Below are 20059 nucleotides of genomic sequence, written 5' to 3'. Positions count from 1 at the left end.
AATTAAAATGGATGCCTACAAAAAAGCCGGCGTTGACATTAACGCCGGGTACAAATTGGTTGATGAAATTAAACAACTGTCTCACAATGACGCGCTGGGAAGCTTTGGCGGCCTATTTCCGTTAACCCTTGGTCACTATCAAAAGCCGGTGCTGGTTTCGGGAACCGATGGTGTGGGAACTAAATTATTAGTTGCGATTAACGCCGGCCTTCACGAAACCATTGGGATTGATTTAGTGGCGATGTGTGTGAACGATGTGTTGGCTCAGGGGGCTAAGCCGCTCTTCTTCTTGGATTATCTGGGAATTGGCCATTTGGATCAAACGCAAGCCAAAGCTATTTTAACCGGGGTCGTTACTGGAACCACTCAGGCGGGTGTCAAATTAATCGGTGGCGAAACGGCGGAAATGCCGGATATGTATCAACATGGTCACTATGATTTGGCGGGATTCACCGTCGGCATTGCCGATCAGGATCGGCTGTTAGCTGCCAAAAACTTGCGAACGGGCGATGTCCTGTTGGGCTTAGCTTCAAATGGCCTGCATTCCAACGGTTTCAGCTTGGTTCGAGACATTTTGTTTAAGCAACACCACTATTCATTGGATGATCAACTCTCCGGCTGTGAAGGTGATCTTAAACACGAATTGTTACGGCCAACTCGGATTTACGTTAAATCGGTCTTACCATTGATTGAGCAGGGGCTGATCCAATCCATTGCCCACATTACCGGTGGTGGGTTGATTGAAAACGTGGGGCGGATTTTGCCCGATCATTTATCCGCTGAATTCGACTCGACGAAGTGGCCGGTCCCGGCAATTATGAAGGACTTACAAGAAATCGGTAATCTGTCATTTGATGATTTGAAGCACACTTTCAATTTAGGATTGGGCATGGTCTTGGCGGTTCACCCAACCGATGTTGACCAAGTAACTGCTGAATTAAAAAAGGCCGGTGAGACGGTTTATCAAGCGGGCCGATTAGTTCCTGGTTCGAAAAAAGTTGTGATTCGAGAGGACTCGTTATGAAACCAAACGTTAAGAACATTGCGATTTTCGCTTCAGGAGAGGGAACCAATTTTACCGCCCTATGCGAGTCGTTTAAAAAAGAAAATCTGCCAATTAACGTTAAATTGTTGGTCTGTGATCATCGGCAAGCCAATGTCTTGAATCGAGCAAAAAAAGAAGGTGTGCCGACTTTCGTCATTAATTTTAAGGATTATCCGGATAAGGCGGCCGCTGAAAAGGTGATTGCCGAAAAACTGGCGGCTACTAAGATTGATTTTATTTTATTGGCCGGTTATATGCGGATTATTGGGCCAACGTTATTGGCAAAATACGAAGGCAAAATTGTGAACATTCATCCAGCCCTGTTACCGAAGTTTCCTGGGCGTCACGGCATTGAAGATGCGTATCAGGCTGGTGTTAATGAAACCGGCGTGACGATTCACTGGGTTGATTCGGGGATTGACTCGGGAAAGATTATTGCCCAACGAGCAGTTCCAGTGTACAAAGATGATAAATTGACCGAACTTGAACAGCGAATTCACGCGACTGAACATCGGTTATATCCGGAAGTTGTCAAACAACTATTAGAAAGAGGAGAAATGTAATCATGGCTAGAAGAGCTCTGCTAAGTGTTTCCGATAAGACTAATTTGGTTGACTTTGCCAAACAATTAAAAGACTTGGATTTTGAAATCGTCTCAACTGGTGGCACCAAAAAAGCCTTGGAGGCTGGTGGCGTTGAAGTGACCGGCGTTGAAGAAGTGACCGGTTTTCCAGAAATGTTGGATGGCCGGGTTAAGACCCTGCATCCCAAGATTCATGCCGGCTTGCTGGCAAAACGGGATAACGCTGATCATATGAACCAATTAAAATCAGCCGGCATTACCCCCATCGATTTGGTGGCCGTTAACCTTTACCCGTTTAAACAAACGATTGAAAAACCGGAAACCACCGAAGCTCAAGCAATCGAACAGATTGATATCGGTGGTCCGTCAATGCTGCGAGCAGCCGCCAAAAACTTTGCCGGTGTCCTAACCATTGTTGATCCAGCCGATTACCAGCCGGTCATTGATGCCTTAAAAGCTCATCGTGACGATAACGCTTTTAGGAAACATTTAGCAGCTAAAGTTTTCCGTCACACAGCCGCTTACGATGCCATTATTTCAAATTACTTAACGGAAGAGGAGTTCCCGGATCAATTGACGTTGACCTATGAGAAGCAGCAGAGCCTGCGCTATGGTGAAAACAGCCACCAAAAGGCAGCCTTCTACCGGAACCCGATTCCGTCTCAATTATCGATTATTACTAAGCAACTTCATGGTAAGGAATTGTCGTTCAACAATATTAAGGATGCCAATGCAGCCCTGAATATGGTCAGTGAATTTGATGAGCCGTGTGTAGTTGCGATGAAACATATGAATCCGTGTGGTGTCGGTACGGCGGAGACTATTAGCCAAGCTTGGGATGAAGCTTACGAATCCGATCCAATGTCAATCTTTGGCGGGATTGTCGCGGTGAACCGTGAAGTGGATGCTGAAACGGCTGAAAAAATGCATAAGATCTTCTTGGAAATTGTAATTGCACCATCCTTTAGTGATGAGGCATTCAAGATTTTGGCTAAGAAGAAAAATATTCGCCTATTGCAGGCTGACCTGAGTCATCGGGACCAACCGGACCGCTTTGAAACAATTTCGGTAAGTGGGGGGATGTTGATTCAAGAGTCCGATCATCAAATCGATCAAATTCCGGACTTTAAAGTCGTAACCAAAGTTCAGCCAACCGAGCAGCAGTTAAAAGCATTGCAGTTTGGACAACATGTAGTGAAGTTTGTTAAGAGTAACGCGGTGGTTGTGACGACCGATACCAAGACGTTGGGTGTCGGCATGGGGCAGCCCAACCGAATTGATTCAGCTAAAATTGCCATTCAAAAGGCGATGCCAAAGGATGGCTACGAAAATGCCATCATGGCTTCGGATGCTTTCTTCCCAATGGATGATTGTGTTAAGTACGCTGCTCAACACGATATTAAAGCGATCATCCAACCGGGCGGTAGTATTCGTGATAAGGATTCGATTGCGATGGCGGATAAGTATGGCATTGCAATGGTAACAACGGGGGTCAGACACTTCAGACATTAGTGAGCGGATTCAAGCGGTTCATCGATAGAGACTAAAAGGAGAGATAAAATTGGCAAACGTTCTTGTGATTGGATCAGGCGCGCGTGAACACGCGATTGCTGCAACATTGATGAAAAGCCCCCAGGTTGAACACGTCTATTGTGCGCCTGGTAACCCGGGGATGAAAAAAGATGATATTGAACTGGCCGCAATTGACGAAACCAACTTCAAGCAGCTGGGGGATTTCGCTGAAAATCATCAAGTTGAATTGGCCTTTGTCGGCCCGGAAGTCCCACTGGCAATGGGGGCAGTTGATACTTTGCAGAAACGGGGCTTAAAGGTGTTCGGCCCGGGTCAGGCATCGGCTTGTCTGGAAAGTGATAAGACGTTTGCCAAGCGTTTCATGAAGCGAAACGGCATTCCAACGGCGGCGTTTGAGACCTTTACGGATTACGACGCAGCAGTGGCCTACGCTGAAAAGCAGCCGTTACCATTAGTAGTCAAAGAAAACGGACTAGCTGCCGGCAAAGGCGTCACCATCGTCACTCAACGGGCAGATGTGAACCCGCTGCTTCGAAGTGAATTGGAAAAGTCCGGTGAGATTCTGATTGAACAGTATCTAGAAGGAGAAGAATTTTCTCTGATGCTGTTTGTGGGTGGCGATAAGCGGGTCATCCTTCCAATTTCACAAGATCACAAGAAAATTCATGAAGGTGAGACGGGTCCCAACACTGGTGGAATGGGTGCTTATTCACCAGTGCCACATATTACGGACGACGTGTTAGCCGAAACAATCAAAACGGTGGTCGATCCAACGATGGCCGGTCTTAAAAATGAAGGTTTGGAATTTGCCGGGACACTTTACGTTGGATGCATGTTGACAGCCGATGGGATCAAAGTCATTGAGTACAATGTTCGCTTGGGGGATCCGGAAACTCAGGTCCTGCTCCCACAATTGAAGAGTGACTTTTATCAAGTCATTGTTGATTTAATCGATCACAAGTTGCCGGAGATGCAGTGGCAGGAAACAGATTATTACCTGGGCGTTGTGGTGGCTGCGCCGGGATATCCGAAGGCCCCACAGCAGGATATTCCGTTACCGGCATTACCCGAGAATGTTTTCTACGCCGGCGTCACTAGTGATAATCACAAGCTATTTAGTTCAGGCGGCCGCATTTTCACGATTGTTGATCACGCGGCAACGCTTCAGGCAGCCCAAGACAAAGTGTATGCGGAGTTGGCTAAAATCAATCTTTCTGATTTCTACTATCGTAAAGATATTGGCTTTAAGGATTTGGAAAAGACGCGAGTATAGCCTCTGATTGCTAAATTAAAGATTTGAACAACCTTAAATGAGCCAAGGACTTCTGAGTTTGAGAAAGTTCTTGGCTCATTTGTGAGGTAAACATCAATATTGGTTTTTCAATTGTTAACATGGTGACCGCTTAGTTTTTTGTAAAAGAAGTAGCCACTAATCAGTGAAGCGAGTGGTATTACCAGCAAATCAAAGCTGCCATCAGAGCTCGCCGGTCAGAAACTGAGCTTTCCCGAGCCCGAAACTCCAATCTTCGTCACCGTTGACGATTAGACTAACTACAATGTCCTCTTTTCGCATCCCTAAATTTTCGTGTAATTGGTCGACTAACTGCTGATAGAATTGTTGTTTCTGTTCAGTGGTTCGTGGGCGAGTGACCAGGTTAAAGATGATGACCTGATCAGTTCGCTTGATACCGAGTCCTGTATCAAGAACCGGCATTTCGTAAGGCTCGTGTTGGGTGACCACTTGATACCGATCACCGTCCGGCGCGTTAAAGGTGTCCAGCATCACATGGTAAGAAATATCCAAAATTTGTTTAATTTCTTCCTTGCTTCGGCTTTTGATCATATCGATTCGCATGAGTGGCATATTAATTCCTCCAAACTGTTTGTGAGTATCCGATTAACTATGTTTAGCTTAATCCAACCACTTACAATTGGTGGAAATTTTGTTCAAGAATTTTTTCCTCATTTTTTGATGGCATTTGGGGGCTGTTTGTAAATGCATGGATAAATCATTATATTGCATATGTCAAAAACTCCCCAGCAAGTGTCTGCAAGGGAGTTTTGTGTTTAACGATTCAGATTTAAAAAAGCAATGGCGATCAGTCGTGTTCATTTAGCCACTGGTCCATGACTTTAATAAACTCATCATGCTGATCCAGCAATGCTAAGTGACGACTGTTGGCAAACAAGTGCCACTTGGCATTTGGAATATGATCATAGACACTTTTAGCGATTAATGGTGTACATAAATCATCGGTGCCGTTGGTAACTAACACGGGGACATGAATGTTTTTGAGCTGATCCGTTACATCAAAATCACTGATTGTGCCGTTTTCGGTAAATTCATTGGGTCCTTCGGCAATTAGGCTGGCTTTTTTCCCGTTAGTGGGCCGGCGTAAAGGCTCTGGTGAGTTTTCATCGGGATCATCCCAACAGTACCGCTCCATATAACGGTCGTTGGCGGCTAAGTATTTGGGACCGCTGAAGTTGCCGGTTCTTTCGGCTTCACTAATTGCTTGCCGATCTTCATAGCTTAAGTATTTAATGAGTCGGTGCTGTTCTTGAACCCATAATTTAATGGAAGCCGGCGATCCATCGATCATTACGCTCTTGATGCCGTCTTGACTATAGCTAGTCAGATAGTACATTTCCAGCATCCCGCCCCAAGACTGTCCGAGCATGTGAATCTGATCCAAATGGAGGTACTTTCGCAAGGCCACGAGTTCTTCAGCCCAGGTTTCTTTGACATAGACTGAGCGATCATCGGGAATTGAAGACTTGCCACAACCAACCTGATCGTACATAATCAGTTGACGACCGGTGTTAGCGTAGTCATCCAGTAATTCGAAGTAATTGTGCGAAGACCCTGGCCCACCGTGAATCAGCAACAGTGGCGCTTTATTTTCACTGGGTTCACCAACAATTCGATAATAAGTTTTGTATCCTCGAAATGGCATGTAACCTTCTTGTATTTTAAGTGTCTCCATAGCACCAAATCCTTTCATTGAAAAATTCTGTCGTTGAGTCGATTATACTACGGGATAAGAAAGAATATTAGGGAATTTTAAGCTTCTTCTCAGCAATCAGTTTGGTTAAGTGACCATCGCTGGTTGGCCTTAGTTAGTCCTTCTCCCCTAAAATCCAACCGTGTCCTTTTAGGTAATTCCAATTGACACCTTGGGTATTAATTCTTTTAGTCAGTTTATAAGTGGTGTTGGCTTTAGTAAACCCAATTAGGCTAAACGTTACTTTTGAAGCATGATCAAAAACGTGGGCTTTATACAGTGCAAAATGTGAGTCACCAATATGATATCTTTTGGGCTTAGCGTAGGTAGTTCGCTTTGAGAGCTTCATGGTAATGGTATCTGAAGCTGTTGGTTTTACAGAAGTGATTGGTTTAGCATTTGCAGAAAAGGGTAGCAAGGACGATAATGATAGTGTAATTGTAATTAAGACTAGTTGGTTAAGGAATTTTTTCACTGAAATCAGGTCTCCTTTAGCTGAATATGGTTGCTTAGGGTTATGGCGAGATCACTAAACCATGCTGTGATTGGGTTTAGAATATGATTAATTTGATGACCTGTCAACCGAACTTAAAAGCCCCTCGCATTGTTAAGCAACGTTATGGTAATCTGTTAGCAAACCATTAATTGAGGAGGACTTTGAGTTGGATTCTGAACAGTATCGATATCGAAAAAAGCGACGATTAAAACATCAATTAGTGTGGTTTAGCCTGGTGTTGTTTTATTTTAAATTATGTTTTAGTCTGCTATTTTGGCTTTATGAAGAGTTATCGTTTGTGGAACACACCAGCATTGGCGTTGATACGATAGCTGAATTAGTGTTATTAGTGATCAGTTTGATAGCGGCAGCGTGGCTGACACATTTATTGGCTGGGCCACTTGAATTAAAACAACTTGATTAGAGGGTGATGGCATGGGTTTTTGGATAATGGTATTATCAGGATTAATTGGCTTGACTTTGGTTAGGGTGAGCTTTGATCGACACTTCTCTAATGATTCCAGGCGGCTTTGGGCAGTCTTGGGAATCATTTTAGTGACCTTCGCAATCCTGTTAGCGACGCCATGGGGTGCAGATATGTTACATATGTAAGCATAGATTAGGCAGTAAGCGGGATGAGTAGACAAATAATAAGGTGAAAGAGGGTAATGAAAAGAGCGTGTTGTTACAATTCAAAAGCACTAAATTAACCAAGTATTACGTTTGTTTTATCAGCGTGGTTACTTTACAAATTTTTAGGGTTTTCTTATATGGAGTGCCTTATTTTCGTGATATCAATCATGCTTTTTGGCTGCGATTACTCACACAAATAGTGCTGGCTGCCTTGGCGATTGTGTTACTTAGAAAAGATTTAGTGGCTGATTGGAAAATTTTCTTGAGCCGGTTTTTGAAAACGTTGATTATTGCCCTAATTGGTTACTTATCAATAATGGTCGTCTTTTTAATTGCTATCCCATTATTTCATTCTGAAATGCAGGCGGGAGATGCGACTGCTAACTATGTAGGTCAGATCGCTGAAGTTAATCCTTTAGTTGGTATTTTTGAAAATGTCTGTTTGGCACCTTTTATTGAGGGATTAACATTCCGGACAAGCTTGTTAAAAATATTGAATTCCCTTTTAAAATCTAAAACGCTCGTCGTATTGTTAGCCAGCTTTTTGTTTGGGTTAATTCACTGGGACTTTTCTTCAGCTTCGTTGTTTGCACCGGCACAAGTTTTCATGATCGAGATAAGGTCCTTAGTCGGAATCATTATTTGCTTAGTCTATATCAAGTCAAAAAATATCTATGGCAGCATTTTTTTGCACGCCCTGGCTAACTTGATCTAGGGTGTTCATTTTAAAGTTAAACGAATTAAGCTTTAAAAAAATTGAAGATTGTAGTGTTGTTAAGCTACATCCTTGGGCATATTAAGTAATCTGTATCATACCTTGATTTTTTAGGATATGGCATGATATTATTTTTGTATTCAATAAATTAATGTTAAGTGTTTATAACAAAATTTTAATAAACACTATAGGAAATGTGAACAAAGTGTAGATCAATTTATATTCTGGTACTACTTGATTTTATAGGCTATGGGAAAGAATTTAATGGCGCAAGTTGGAAGTGATAAAGTGAGATTGGTAAATTATTTCCCTAGGATAAGTGCATGGTCAATCATTTCTTTATGCAGTGGGATTGCCGCCTTTCTGATGCGATCTCTATTGAAAGAAGACTTGGCTTCGGCTTTCTTAGGGTTCTGGGTTATTCTTAATTTAGTAACTGCGGTTGTCTTTTTCATTGATTGGTTTCGACAAAAAAGCGACTCTAACGGTTCTTCGAGGAGGAAACATGAAAATTAAGTATAGCGTAGTGACACTAATTCTATTATCTGCGTTATTACAGATCGCAATTAGTTTAAATCTGATTGAATCCTTGAACTTCGTAATTCAAATGGCCTCAATTACTTTGCTATTAGCCGCATTAGTTCTAGTAATTCTGTATCAAACTGTCAATTCAAATGAAAAATAGAGTCATGGAATAATTGACGGCTGGCAAACATAAGTTAAATCGGCTAATTAATTAGTTTTTGCTAGTTAAGGGAGTAAGACCATGCTGAATAATCGAAATAAAAAGCAAAAGTATCAGTGGTTTAGGACGACTATAATTGTTTTTTCGTTAATTTCAATTTGCAACGTATTTCTATTTTTCTATATGGGTTACAATGTGAAATATGATTTACGTCGTCAAGTAAATTCGTGTTTATCTACAAATACATTTCAAAATAGAAAAAGCTTAAAACGATTATCTGCTAATCACAACACTTTTATCTTTTTGAGGGATTCTTTTGGAAGCGAGGTTAGGAGTCTTTCCGATTCGCAGGGGAATCTAGGAGATCCAAATGACGGCTATTTTGGCTGTTCAATAAATGGAAAAACCGCTGGTATTGTGATGACCAAGAAAAATGGTGGTTGGAAAGTCACGTCAATTCAAGTTTATAAATAATGATACGAATTGTTGAAAAGGGCTGATCAATTTTGAAAAAGCTTAGGCAAATTAACCAAACACGAGTCAAAAGCTTTTGGTTACTCTTTGTTTGCAACCTAATTGCTTTTGGACTGTATTTTGGCTTGCTAGAGAAGCAGTTCACCCTCTTATCAAATCATTTTTTGGTTGGTTTAGTGGTTTATGTTATAATTGCCGGACTGTTCTTTTATTTGGCCAAAGTGATTACATATTTTTTCAGGAAACATTCTAATAAATTATAAATCATGATTCGAAATTGAAATCGTCAATTTATGGTAGATAAAAACAAAGCTAAATCGCCGTATTTCATTGAAAGATGTGGCAATTTAGCTTTATTTGGCTGATTATTAAATTAATCCGGAAATCAACGAGTTAAAAGCTGAGGTGATATTTAATACTGTACGCCACAGTTTGATCCTCCGGAATGGTCATTTCTGAGAAGTCACGATCTTGACCCGGTTTTGGCAAAATCATCGGCTCCATTGCGACCCCTTCGTGCGGGTAGCCCACACCATCCGTTCGAACAAAGTTCATGTGATCATGGGTGAACGAGTTGGCGGTGAACAGGATCATGCCGCTTCGACTGGATTCGATGGCAACAGCACAATTGGTTTCGGGATCCTTCAATTCAGCGATGATGTTGTTGGCGTCCGGGTTAACAGCAAAAACGTCATCGAAGCCCTTTTCTTTGGTTGCTGACATCGCTTGAATGGCTTGGCCAAGGTTTTTAGTTTGCCTAAAGTCGTATGGGGTTCCTTCAACGTCAATGCGATCCTCAGTTGGAATTTTCTTGTCATCAAGCTTAAGTGCTTGGGTCGAGTTGAGTTTCAACTGGTGATTCATAATATCTGACGTCTTACCTAAATTAAAGTAGGTATGTTGGGTTGGATTGAAGACGGTCTTGGCTGAACTTTTGGCAGCAAAATTGATTGAGACCACGTTGTCAGAGGAGAGGGTGTAGGTAATGGTGACCGCCATGTCGCCGGGAAAGCCATCATCGGCAGATTTTTGCAGATGGTGCATGATAATCACATCGTTGCCATCTTGTTTGCCAAGTTCACCCTGCCAGATTTGAGTATTGAATCCGTGTGGCCCACCGTGAAGTGTGGTGGTACCCTCGTTTTGAGGAAGTTGAGTTTGCTGATCATCGATGACGAGTTGACCGTCAGCGATTCGGCCACCAGTCCGACCAATGCCCATTGAAATGTAGAATGGGTTCTCAAAATAATCTTGACTGTGTTTAAAGTTTAAAATCAGATTGCGACTACCACCATCTTGATCGGGTACGTTGAGTTCGTATAAGGTTGATCCGAGGGTGATGACTGAAATTGAAACGTTATTGGCATTTGAAAGAGTCAGTTTATCGATTTGATGCCCATTGAACTCATCAAACTTTTCGATTTTACCAACGGTTTTTGTATTTGACATAGTTAAGAAAGCCTCCAGAGTTTATTTAGCATCATTGATGCATCCGCTTACAAGAAAAGCATATTTGATTTATCCGGATAAGTCAATGGTCGTTTAATTTATAATGATGAATTTTGGCAAAAAAATCGATGTTAACCTACCTTGGAGATTGCGATGGTAGTTAACATCGATTGATTGAAAAATAAACTTAAAGGGTTAGTTGATGGTTGATCTTATTGACAGCCTGCTGATAAAGACCAGCAATCATTGAAAGAATGACCAGCCAGAAGAGGTTTTCCAACACATTATCCCAATTGGCACCTAAAATACCAAAGTGAAGTTGGTGTAACCAGCCGATAGGTAATTGATTTGCCAAAGTAATGACCCCATTACCAATGGTGATGAGTAATTGTGACTTGACTAGCCGCCTCAATAGATTGATGTTTTTTGGCGACCAGCTTAAACCGGCGATAAGATTATGAAAAAGTTCGGCTAATGATCGAAGAAAAAATAGAATGCCAAGAGTTAAGATAAGGGCGCCGATGACCATGGTTAGGGTAAATCCCCAGCTCGGGAAACTGTTAACAGCACTTTGAGAGACTTCTAAAGGTTGATGATCTGAATAACTGCCAAGATTATGGAATGAAGAGGCTGTGAGGATAGCCTTAACGGTGTGACCGGTTATGGCATCATATAGGTATTTAAATGGTAATAAAAGTAAAGTAAAAGTTAAGTAATAGCCTAAAATAGTGAAAAATCTAATCAATTTGAGCCAGGGAATAATCCGATGAGACACGTTGACACCCACTTTCTTTAATTAATGATGATGTATATTGTTACCATAGATTAGGAATTAGTTGGTGTCAAAGTCTTTTTCCCTTATGATGATACTTAGTCTGATTAAAACATCATTATAAAGCCGCTAATTGATCTTAAAAAATAATAGATCAACTTCTCAAATTCAAAAGACAAAATCGAAAAGTTGATCTGTTAGTGAGTGCATTTATTTAATGTTTAGAACTAATTGTTCTTTACAGCCAATTTTTTTAATCCAGGGAGCGTCATCATTGTAATAAAGCTAATGATATAAAGAACGGACAGGAAGCCCATGACAACGGCTACTGAATAGTGATCCATCAGAATGCCAATGACTACGGAAGAAAAACCACCGACAGCCCGGCCGATATTGACAATGATATTGTTGGCAGTTGAACGAATTTCAGTTGGATATAGTCGGCTAATGACTGCTCCGTAACCGCCAAACATCCCATTTGAGAAGAAGCCAACGATTGCACCAATGATTAGCAGTGAGAGCGTATTATGAGCTAAAGTAATGGTATAAACCATTGCAGCGGAAGCAACCAGAAAGATTCCGAAAGCTCGTCGCGGGCCAAAGAAATCAAGAATTGAGCCAAAAGTCATCATCCCAAGACTCATTCCTAAAATCGTGGCAATCATCCAAAGTGAAGATCCGGAGACGTTTAAGCCAAGCTGTTTTTGGACGATAATTGGCAGCCAATTCATTAAGCCGAAATAGCCGGCAATTTGAACAGTGGTCATGATCATCAAAGCAAAACTTTGATAAGCCAATTTGGGTGAACTGAACATAAATTTGAAGACGGCGCTGGTAGTGGATTCGGTTTCCGTTTGTTTAGCTTGAACAAAGGCAGTGGTTTCAGTTAGGTGACGACGAACAAAGTAAGTCAGCACCACTGGTACCAAGCCGATAAGAAAGAGGGCGTGCCAGCCAAGATGGGGAATGATAAAAGCAGCGGCAACGGCGGCTAAAATGGCACCAATTTGACCACCAATGGCAGCCACCGACGTCATTTTACCGATTTGATTTTTGTGAAATGACTCAGCGATTAAAGAAATGCCAACGCCATATTCACCACCGGCACCAATACCTGCCAAGAATCGCAGTACATAGATTAAAGCAATGTTGTTGGCGAAAGCCATAGCTGCCGTCGCAAAGGCAAAGATGAAAATGGTGTAGGTAAAGGTCTTAACCCGGCCAAACCGATCGCCAATTAATCCGAATAGGACACCGCCAAACAACATTCCTAAATTAGTGATCGAACCAATCAGCCCAGCAGCCCCGCCGCTTAAATGAAGTTGGCCAATCATTGAACTCATCGCAAAAGATAGAAAAAGCACATCCATGTTTTCCAAAGCAAATCCAGAACTGGTGGAAGCAATCACCCATTTCTGATTCTTGGTAAAACTACGGCTGTGCGTAACGGTTGCGTTTGTATTTTCCATATACTCGTTCCTCCAAAATGAGCGCTCACCGGCACTCGTTATTTTTTAGCTGTCAACATTATGGCATGGATGGCTTGGAAATGCAAGCTACGATTCGCTTGGTGGGGGGGAATTGATGGATTGCTTAATATGGAGAAAAACTTCTGATGGGTAGATTTCACTGATGGCTTTTCTAACCAATCGTCATTTCGAACGTGACCCTTTATGGTTTTTCTCGCGCTTGATGGTTTCCTTACGAATTTGATAGATCCCGTATCCTAACCAAATCAGGGACACAAAAATGATGATTGCAATTAGAACGATGACACTAAGAGGCTTGCTCCCGTTACCAAAAAAGGTCAAAGCACTTCCCAAGGTACCGATAATGAGTAGAGCAGGGAGTAAGACGTTAAAGTTATAAGTTTGATTTTTCACTTTAATCGCTTCCTAACTACGAGCCTGATTTGTTTAGCTATTCAACTAAGGATATTTTAAAGCATTTAATGGCAAACAATTATCAAAAGGCTCTCTAAAATAAAGAGTCACACTTACTCAAAAATCTGCTTGAACAAATGCACCGGTCGTGATAAAGTTAATTACAAATAATAAAGCTTTAATTTGGTTCAGAGAGGCCAAAAGCGGACGACAGAAAACAATCAAAGAGTCCGTGATTTTGCGAGGAATTTAGTGCCTGAGTGCATTAAAGCGCATCATTAACGGGCTCTTTTTATGTAAAAAATGACGGAGGCTAACCATGAGAGGACCATTGATTGTATCACTGGATGTTGCGAATAGAGAGGGACTATTTAAAATTATCAATAAATTTCCGACGGGCGAAGATATGACCGTTAAAATCGGCATGGAACTGTTTTACGGTGAGGGGCCGGAAATCGTTCGCAGTTTACTTAATAAAGGCTTCAAGGTCTTCTTGGATTTGAAACTTCAGGATATTCCCAATACGGTTAAAATGGGCATGATGCAAATCGGCCGGATGGGTGTGACTTATACGACGGTTCACGCATTGGGCGGTTCGGAAATGATTGCCGCCGCTAAGGAAGGCTTGGAACTCGGCAGTGAAGAAGCCGGGGTCCCAACGCCCAAATTATTAGCCGTCACCGAGTTAACCTCAATTACAGAAAACGCGCTGAAAAATGAACAGAACTGTCGGTTGGATATGGTGGATCAAGTGGTTTCGTTGGCTAAACTAGCGAAACGATCAGGTGCCGATGGGGTCATTACGTCACCATTGGAAGTCAGTTCTTTAAAGAAACAGGTGGGCGATGATTTTCTTTATGTGACGCCGGGAATTCGACCAGCCAACTTTCCAAAGGATGATCAGTCAAGAACCGCAACGCCAAAGCAGGCTGCCACATATGGCAGTTCCGCACTAGTGGTTGGTCGACCGATTATTCGCTCAACTGATCCGGTAGCCGCCTATCACAAGATGTTAGAGGAGTGGAATTATGCAAACTGATAAAATTATTCAATCATTAATTGACAATCGAATTGTGAGCATCAATTTAAAGAAGCCCTTTAGATATGCCAGCGGAATTTTGTCACCGATTTACACTGATTTTCGGTTGACCATTTCGATTCCCGAATTGCGGGATATGATCGCTGACGGGTTGGCCGAATTGATTCGACAAGATTATCCGGAAGCAACGGTAATTGGTGGTGTGGCCACCGCCGGGATTCCTCACGCTGCCTGGGTGGCACAACGCCTCAACTTACCACTGATTTACGTTCGGGCTAAACCAAAGGACCACGGGGCTGGTAAGCAAATTGAAGGTCGGATTTCCAAAAATGATAAAGTGGTCTTAATTGATGACCTGATTTCAACCGGTGGCAGTGTTTTGGGAGCAGTTAAAGCCGTGCGTAATGAAGGTGTCAACGTGATCGGCGTTGCCTCAGTCTTTACATACGGACTGCCGGATGCTGACAAGAATTTTGCGGCTGCCAAGACGACACTTCATCCGCTGTTGAGCTATGCCGACTTAATTTCACAAGGCCACAAAGAACACAAATTCTCTGATGAAGAGTATGCCCGCTTATCAACGTGGCATCAAGCACCTTGGGATTGGACAAAACGGGAGGAACAGGCTGATGCTGCAAAATAAAATTTCTTTAAAGGCCAAGATTGGCCAACACCGCTTTAACAACGTCTTATTAAACGCAGCGGGGATTCGGTGTGCGACGACCGACGAGCTGACTAAAATTTTACATTCAACTGCCGGGGGCTGTGTTACTAAGAGTGCGACCCCCGAGCCGCGTGAGGGTAACGAAAGCCCCCGAATGAAAGCCACGTCGATGGGCTGCATTAATTCAATGGGCTTACCCAATCATGGTTTGGACTATTACTTGAAGTTCGCGGAAGAAAATCAAGGGAAAAACGACAACCAGGTGTTATTGTCGATTGCCGGCTTGACGGTGGCTCAAAACTTGGAGATGCTGCATAAAATTCAGGACAGTTCATTTAATGGGTTGACTGAATTGAACCTTTCCTGCCCGAATATCAAGGGAGAATCTCAAATTGCTTATGATTTTGAAGCGGTTCGCGATATCCTTACCAAGGCATTTAAGTTCTTTACAAAAGAAATCGGGATTAAATTACCACCTTACTTTGATATGCATCAGTTCGACCAGATTGCCGATGTGTTGAACGACTTTCCAATTACGTATGTTAATTCAATCAATTCCATTGGTAATGGCTTGGTGGTTAATGCGGATACCGAGTCAGTGGTGATCAAACCGAAAGGCGGCTTTGGCGGTCTCGGCGGTGATTACGTGAAACCAACGGCCTTGGCAAACGTTCGGGCATTACGACTGCGCTTAAAACCGGAAATCGCCATTATCGGCACGGGTGGCATTAAGTCCGGCCGAGATGTTTTTGAGCATGTCCTTTGTGGCGCTAATGTTGTTCAAATCGGCACGGCCTTTGGCTTTGACGGTGTTCCAATTTTTGAGCGAATTTCTAAAGAATTAAAAGAAATAATGGCTGAAAAGGGATACACCAGTTTAGATGATTTTAGAGGAAAACTAAAGACGTTATAACGTCAGTCGAGATTCAGATAATTGAAAACAGTTTGCCATTAGTGAAAACTTGAGGCTGGGACTAACGGGTTCCGGTCTTTTTTTGACGGCTTTTACTGGAGTTGGTTTGGAATTGTTTGGTAAACGATTGTGACGGATAGAAATAGGTTGTCTATAATAGGAAGCAAAGATGATTTGAAAGGGGCTTTGGTATGACAGCACAATCGCAGCCTAAAGAAATTCAAGTAATTGGCGGCAATGTGAATAACTTGAAAAATATTTCGGTTAATATCCCGCTTCATAAATTTGTGGCGATTTCCGGGCTTTCCGGTTCGGGGAAGTCATCGTTGGCAATGGGGATTCTGTATTCGGAGGGTGCCCGGCGCTATTTGGATGCGTTAGCCACTTACACTCGGCGACGCATCAGTCAGGTTGGCCGGGCCGATGTAAAAGAAGTCCGGCACATTCCTTCAGCACTAGCGCTCCGGCAACGGCCAACGGTGCCCGGCGCCCGTTCAACGGTTGGTACCATGACTGAGATTTTTAACGTGCTTCGGCTGATTTATTCACGATTGGGCTCACCGGTTTGTCCAAATGGGCACCGGGTACCGCCAACTATCAAAATCGCTGAAGCCATGGATAAAGCCGGTTCGGAAATGGGGATGATCACTTGTCCGACCTGCGGGGCACGATTTATGGCGTATAGTGCCGAGGACTTTGCTTTTAACTCGGATGGGGCCTGCAAAAATTGTGAGGGCCTTGGGGTGACGAAGCAGATTGATCCGACGACGTTAATTGGTGATGAAACTAAGAGTATTCGGGATGGTGCTGTGGCAGCCTGGCGAATCCCCGGGCGCAACTTTATGCCAATTGTGGCTCAGGCGGCCGGCGTTCGAATTGATGTGCCATACCAGCAATTGACGGATCGGGAAAAAGACATTGTTTTGCATGGTAAGCAACAGAAATTTGCTATTAACATTCCCAGTAAGAATGGTCGGGTCTTTCACATGGATCATGCATTATATGAAAATGCGTATCACGCGATTGAAGACAGTATGGCCACCACTAAAAGCGAGATTGCCTTAAAACGCTTAAACCGATTTTATCGTTTCTTTACCTGCCCAGTGTGTCACGGGACCCGAATTAATCCGGATCGGTTGAACCAATTGGTTGCCGGGAAAAATATTGCGGAAGCCAGCCGATTACCGTTGGGAAAACTGCCGGCATTTGTCCAAGAAATTAAGAACGAGTTGCCTGATAATATGCAGGCACTGGCTAATAATCTGACTGGTGAACTCTTGAATCAGCTGCAACCACTGCTGGATTTAGGATTAGATTATTTAACAATGGATCGGGCCGGGGCGACGCTTTCAACTGGTGAATTACAACGAATTCAGTTGGGCCGGACACTAAGAACCCAGACCACCGGTGTGCTTTACGTTTTGGACGAGCCCTCCGTTGGTCTGCATCCGGATAACGTTTCAGGATTGATTAAAATTTTTCATCAATTGGTGGCTCAGGGTAATTCGCTGGTAGTTGTTGATCATGAGACGGCAATTATCAATGCGGCGGATTGGATTATCGAAATCGGGCCCGGCTCCGGTGAAAAGGGTGGCACGATCATTGATCAGGGAACACCAGCTCAAATCAAAGCCAGCCCTAACTCATTGATTGCACCGTTTCTAACCGGTCGGGGACGCTTGCTGACCCGGACACCTGCTGCTAAAGATCAGGATGTTTTTGCTGACGGGGCCATCCGACTGGCGATCAACCATCGATTTAATTTGAATCATGTGAAAGCCAAGTTTCCGATTAACCGGTTAATTTCAATTACCGGTTTTTCAGGAGCTGGGAAAACTACCTTGGTGTTGGATGGCTTGCTGGCAGCCTTTAAAGCCCAACTGGCTCATCGTCAGTTACCAAGTGATGTCGATCGGTTTAATCCGGCTCGCATTAAACACATTGTAAGCGTTGATGCAACACCGGTTGGTAAGAATGCCCGCTCGACGGTGGCAACCTACACGAATATTATGGATCACCTGCGAAAGTTATTTGCATCTTTGTCCGCTGCTAAAGAGAAAAAGTATACACCCAGTTATTTTTCATATAATAACAAGCAGGGCGGTTGTCCAACCTGTAGTGGAACCGGCGAAATCTCACTGGATATTCAGTATTTACCAGATATGGTGGAAACTTGTCCGACTTGTGGTGGAAAACGCTTCAACCAGCGAATTTTACAAGTTAAATGGCAGGGACGCTCGATTGCTGACGTACTGGATTTGGATGTTGATCAGGCAACGGCCCTATTTAAACCGGCAACTGCAATTGGGGCAACGCTACGGATTCTTCAAAAAATGGGGTTAGGTTATCTTCATTTGGGTGAGGCAACGCCAACACTCTCCGGCGGGGAAGCCCAGCGTCTTAAATTAACATCACATATGCGACGCAGCCAAGACAATACCCTGTTTATTTTTGATGAACCTTCCGTTGGCCTGCACCCACTGGACGTGCATGTCCTACTAAAAGTCTTTTCACAGCTGATTGATCAAGGTGCCACGGTCATGATGATTACTCATGATCTGGATTTGATGGCTAATTCCGATTATTTAATTGATATGGGACCACGTGGCGGTGATCAGGGTGGCCGGATTGTGGCAGCGGGCCGGCCACAGGATTTGATTAAATCGCCACAAAGTCTGACAACTTCTTATTTGAAGGCCCATTTTGAACGTTATCAAAACCATTCTTAAGAAGTGAGAATTTTCTAAAAAAGTGCACATTTTCAAGATTTGCGTTAAGGTGGTGTTGGAATCGGTTACACAAACGTTTTCAATACTGCTATTAGGGAGACTTTGAAACTTATTATGGATTTGAAAGCAAAACGGACACCATTATTTTTATCGGCGGTTCTTCACCAGAAAATTTGGGGTGGGACCAAGTTACAGGATTATGGATTTAAGTTGCCCAGCGATCACACGGGAGAAGCGTGGTTAATTTCAGCTCATCCCCATGGCCTCAGTCGGGTTAATAACGGACCATTGGCGGGGCAGACTTTGACTAAAATCTGGCGGGAATTTCCGGAATTGTTCGGCGGCCATGCACAAGACGCCCCATTTCCACTGCTGGTTAAACTTTTGGATGCCAAGGACAATTTGTCCATTCAGGTACATCCAGACGATGATTATGCGCGAGCTCACGGGGAACGATTTGGCAAAGCGGAAAGCTGGTACATTCTATCAGCAGCTCCTGGAGCCAAGATTTATTACGGCCATCGGGCAAAAACCAAGGCGGCACTGCAGGCGGCGATTGATGCTGGTCAAATTGAAACAGTTTTAAGGACGATTCCAGTTAAAACCGGTGATTTTTTCTATAATCCAGCGGGAGTTTTGCATGCGCTGGGAGCTGGAATTGTCGCACTTGAGACGCAACAAAGCTCCGATATGACCTTTCGATTCTATGATTTTGACCGATTGGATCCAACAACCCATAAGAAGCGGCCGTTGCAACTCCAAAATGCGTTGGCGGTCACCCAAGTACCTCATCAGGATCCACACATTGTGCAGGCAACCCGCCAAGTTGCACATGGGATGGTCACTATGCTGGTCAACGCTGATGACTTTGTTGTGGAAAAGATCCAGACAACTGGTGAATTAGCGCTTAATCAGGCCCATAATTACTTATTACAGACAGTCGTTGACGGTGGTGGCGAGTTGATCGTTGATGGCACGGTTTATCCAGTCAAAAAAGGGACTTCTTACATCCTGCCAAAGCCGATTACAAGTTATCGACTAAGTGGACTAATGACGGTGATTGCCAGTTACGCCAAATGAAGAGATAATAAGATTTTATGTAAAAAAAGACACCGGATTGGTTATCCAATGTCTTTCTTTTTTAAAATATAGGAGAAAGGGGGCATATAAACACGACATATTTATAAAAAAGGAAGAGTATCTAGACGGGTACATGGCATCCTTTTTGCCCCCTCTATATGATTATATACGCAAGGTTGTTTCTGGATTTTTTGAGGAATTTGGATTTATTCACGGAATTTTAGGTTAAGATATCTGAAACTTGAAAGCTAAAAATCACTTCAATATTGCGTGATTTTTGGCTTTTTCTGATCAAAATTAAAACGCAAGGGCTCCTGCGCTGTATACTTTAATTGACAAAAGAAAGATACAAAGGAGTGCT

21 protein-coding genes are annotated in these 20059 nt (G+C 43.1%); 14 read left to right on the top strand and 7 right to left on the bottom strand.

Annotation, left to right across the window (positions count from 1 at the left end):
• Nucleotides 1-7 precede the first annotated feature (7 nt).
• From purM to purD, 4 genes are read left to right on the top strand one after another with little or no spacing between them, the layout of a single operon-like run.
• Nucleotides 8-1024: a phosphoribosylformylglycinamidine cyclo-ligase gene (gene purM / locus ED605_RS09280; RefSeq protein WP_121978624.1), complete on the top strand. Its 1017-nt coding sequence runs from the start codon at nt 8-10 to the stop codon at nt 1022-1024.
• Nucleotides 1021-1608, top strand: coding sequence for a phosphoribosylglycinamide formyltransferase (purN, locus tag ED605_RS09275; RefSeq protein WP_121978623.1), 588 nt, complete (start codon nt 1021-1023; stop codon nt 1606-1608). The genes purM and purN overlap by 4 nt, the downstream gene beginning before the upstream one ends.
• A 2-nt stretch (nt 1609-1610) precedes the next feature.
• Nucleotides 1611-3140, top strand: coding sequence for a bifunctional phosphoribosylaminoimidazolecarboxamide formyltransferase/IMP cyclohydrolase (gene purH / locus ED605_RS09270; RefSeq protein ID WP_121978622.1), 1530 nt, complete (start codon nt 1611-1613; stop codon nt 3138-3140).
• Nucleotides 3141-3189: 49 nt separating this feature from the next.
• Nucleotides 3190-4434: a phosphoribosylamine--glycine ligase gene (purD, locus tag ED605_RS09265; RefSeq protein WP_121978621.1), complete on the top strand. Its 1245-nt coding sequence runs from the start codon at nt 3190-3192 to the stop codon at nt 4432-4434.
• 201 nt (nt 4435-4635) lie between these two features.
• On the opposite strand, the gene ED605_RS09260 is transcribed toward purD, so the two are convergent.
• From ED605_RS09260 to ED605_RS09250, 3 genes are all read right to left on the bottom strand, one after another.
• Nucleotides 4636-5025 (bottom strand): tautomerase family protein, encoded by a 390-nt coding sequence (locus tag ED605_RS09260; RefSeq protein WP_121978620.1) that lies wholly within the window; start codon nt 5023-5025, stop codon nt 4636-4638.
• A 235-nt stretch (nt 5026-5260) separates the two neighbouring features.
• The gene (gene pepI, locus ED605_RS09255; RefSeq protein ID WP_121978619.1) at nt 5261-6166 is read right to left on the bottom strand and encodes a proline iminopeptidase; all 906 of its coding nucleotides are present in this window, start codon (nt 6164-6166) and stop codon (nt 5261-5263) included.
• Between the two features lie 115 nt (nt 6167-6281).
• A complete protein-coding gene (locus ED605_RS09250; protein ID WP_121978618.1) occupies nt 6282-6641 on the bottom strand; it encodes a hypothetical protein in 360 nt (119 codons plus the stop codon).
• Between the two features lie 187 nt (nt 6642-6828).
• Here ED605_RS09250 and ED605_RS09245 point away from each other — a divergent pair, with 187 nt between their 5' ends.
• The 5 genes from ED605_RS09245 (at nt 6829) to ED605_RS09225 (ending at nt 9169) form a co-directional block, all read left to right on the top strand.
• Entirely contained in the window at nt 6829-7086 is a 258-nt protein-coding gene (locus tag ED605_RS09245; RefSeq protein WP_121978617.1) for a hypothetical protein, read from the top strand.
• Between the two features lie 11 nt (nt 7087-7097).
• A complete protein-coding gene (locus ED605_RS14630; protein ID WP_162919787.1) occupies nt 7098-7274 on the top strand; it encodes a hypothetical protein in 177 nt (58 codons plus the stop codon).
• Nucleotides 7275-7437: 163 nt separating this feature from the next.
• Nucleotides 7438-8010, top strand: coding sequence for a CPBP family intramembrane glutamic endopeptidase (locus ED605_RS09240; RefSeq protein ID WP_162919786.1), 573 nt, complete (start codon nt 7438-7440; stop codon nt 8008-8010).
• A 505-nt stretch (nt 8011-8515) separates the two neighbouring features.
• Complete coding sequence (locus ED605_RS09230; protein ID WP_121978614.1) at nt 8516-8695, top strand: hypothetical protein; 180 nt, start codon at nt 8516-8518, stop codon at nt 8693-8695.
• Between the two features lie 195 nt (nt 8696-8890).
• The gene (locus ED605_RS09225; RefSeq protein WP_162919785.1) at nt 8891-9169 is read left to right on the top strand and encodes a hypothetical protein; all 279 of its coding nucleotides are present in this window, start codon (nt 8891-8893) and stop codon (nt 9167-9169) included.
• Nucleotides 9170-9562: 393 nt separating this feature from the next.
• On the opposite strand, the gene ED605_RS09215 is transcribed toward ED605_RS09225, so the two are convergent.
• The 4 genes from ED605_RS09215 to ED605_RS09200 form a co-directional block, all read right to left on the bottom strand.
• Complete coding sequence (locus ED605_RS09215) at nt 9563-10618, bottom strand: aldose epimerase family protein (protein WP_121978611.1); 1056 nt, start codon at nt 10616-10618, stop codon at nt 9563-9565.
• A gap of 187 nt (nt 10619-10805) precedes the next feature.
• Nucleotides 10806-11393 (bottom strand): hypothetical protein, encoded by a 588-nt coding sequence (locus tag ED605_RS09210; RefSeq protein WP_121978610.1) that lies wholly within the window; start codon nt 11391-11393, stop codon nt 10806-10808.
• A gap of 224 nt (nt 11394-11617) precedes the next feature.
• Nucleotides 11618-12859 carry an MFS transporter gene (locus ED605_RS09205; RefSeq protein ID WP_121978609.1) on the bottom strand — a complete coding sequence of 414 codons (1242 nt, stop codon included), beginning with the start codon at nt 12857-12859 and terminating at the stop codon, nt 11618-11620.
• 183 nt (nt 12860-13042) lie between these two features.
• The gene (locus ED605_RS09200) at nt 13043-13273 is read right to left on the bottom strand and encodes a hypothetical protein (protein ID WP_121978608.1); all 231 of its coding nucleotides are present in this window, start codon (nt 13271-13273) and stop codon (nt 13043-13045) included.
• A 319-nt stretch (nt 13274-13592) separates the two neighbouring features.
• On the opposite strand from ED605_RS09200, the gene pyrF reads away from it, so the two are divergent.
• From pyrF to ED605_RS09175, 5 genes are all read left to right on the top strand, one after another.
• Nucleotides 13593-14312, top strand: a complete 720-nt coding sequence (pyrF, locus tag ED605_RS09195) for an orotidine-5'-phosphate decarboxylase (protein ID WP_121978607.1) — start codon at nt 13593-13595, stop codon at nt 14310-14312.
• On the top strand, nt 14302-14955 hold the full coding sequence (pyrE, locus tag ED605_RS09190) for an orotate phosphoribosyltransferase (RefSeq protein WP_121978606.1): 654 nt from the start codon (nt 14302-14304) through the stop codon (nt 14953-14955). The genes pyrF and pyrE overlap by 11 nt, the downstream gene beginning before the upstream one ends.
• Complete coding sequence (locus ED605_RS09185; RefSeq protein ID WP_121978605.1) at nt 14942-15889, top strand: dihydroorotate oxidase; 948 nt, start codon at nt 14942-14944, stop codon at nt 15887-15889. Before pyrE ends, ED605_RS09185 begins: the two co-directional genes overlap by 14 nt.
• Before the next feature lie 191 nt (nt 15890-16080).
• A complete protein-coding gene (locus tag ED605_RS09180; RefSeq protein ID WP_121978604.1) occupies nt 16081-18618 on the top strand; it encodes an excinuclease ABC subunit UvrA in 2538 nt (845 codons plus the stop codon).
• 114 nt (nt 18619-18732) lie between these two features.
• Nucleotides 18733-19698 (top strand): type I phosphomannose isomerase catalytic subunit, encoded by a 966-nt coding sequence (locus tag ED605_RS09175; protein WP_121978603.1) that lies wholly within the window; start codon nt 18733-18735, stop codon nt 19696-19698.
• Nucleotides 19699-20059: the final 361 nt, after the last annotated feature.

It is taken from the genome of Lentilactobacillus raoultii (assembly GCF_900411375.1).
Taxonomy (GTDB): Bacteria; Bacillota; Bacilli; order Lactobacillales; family Lactobacillaceae; genus Lentilactobacillus; species Lentilactobacillus raoultii.
This window is presented reverse-complemented; position numbering and strand designations above follow the sequence as displayed.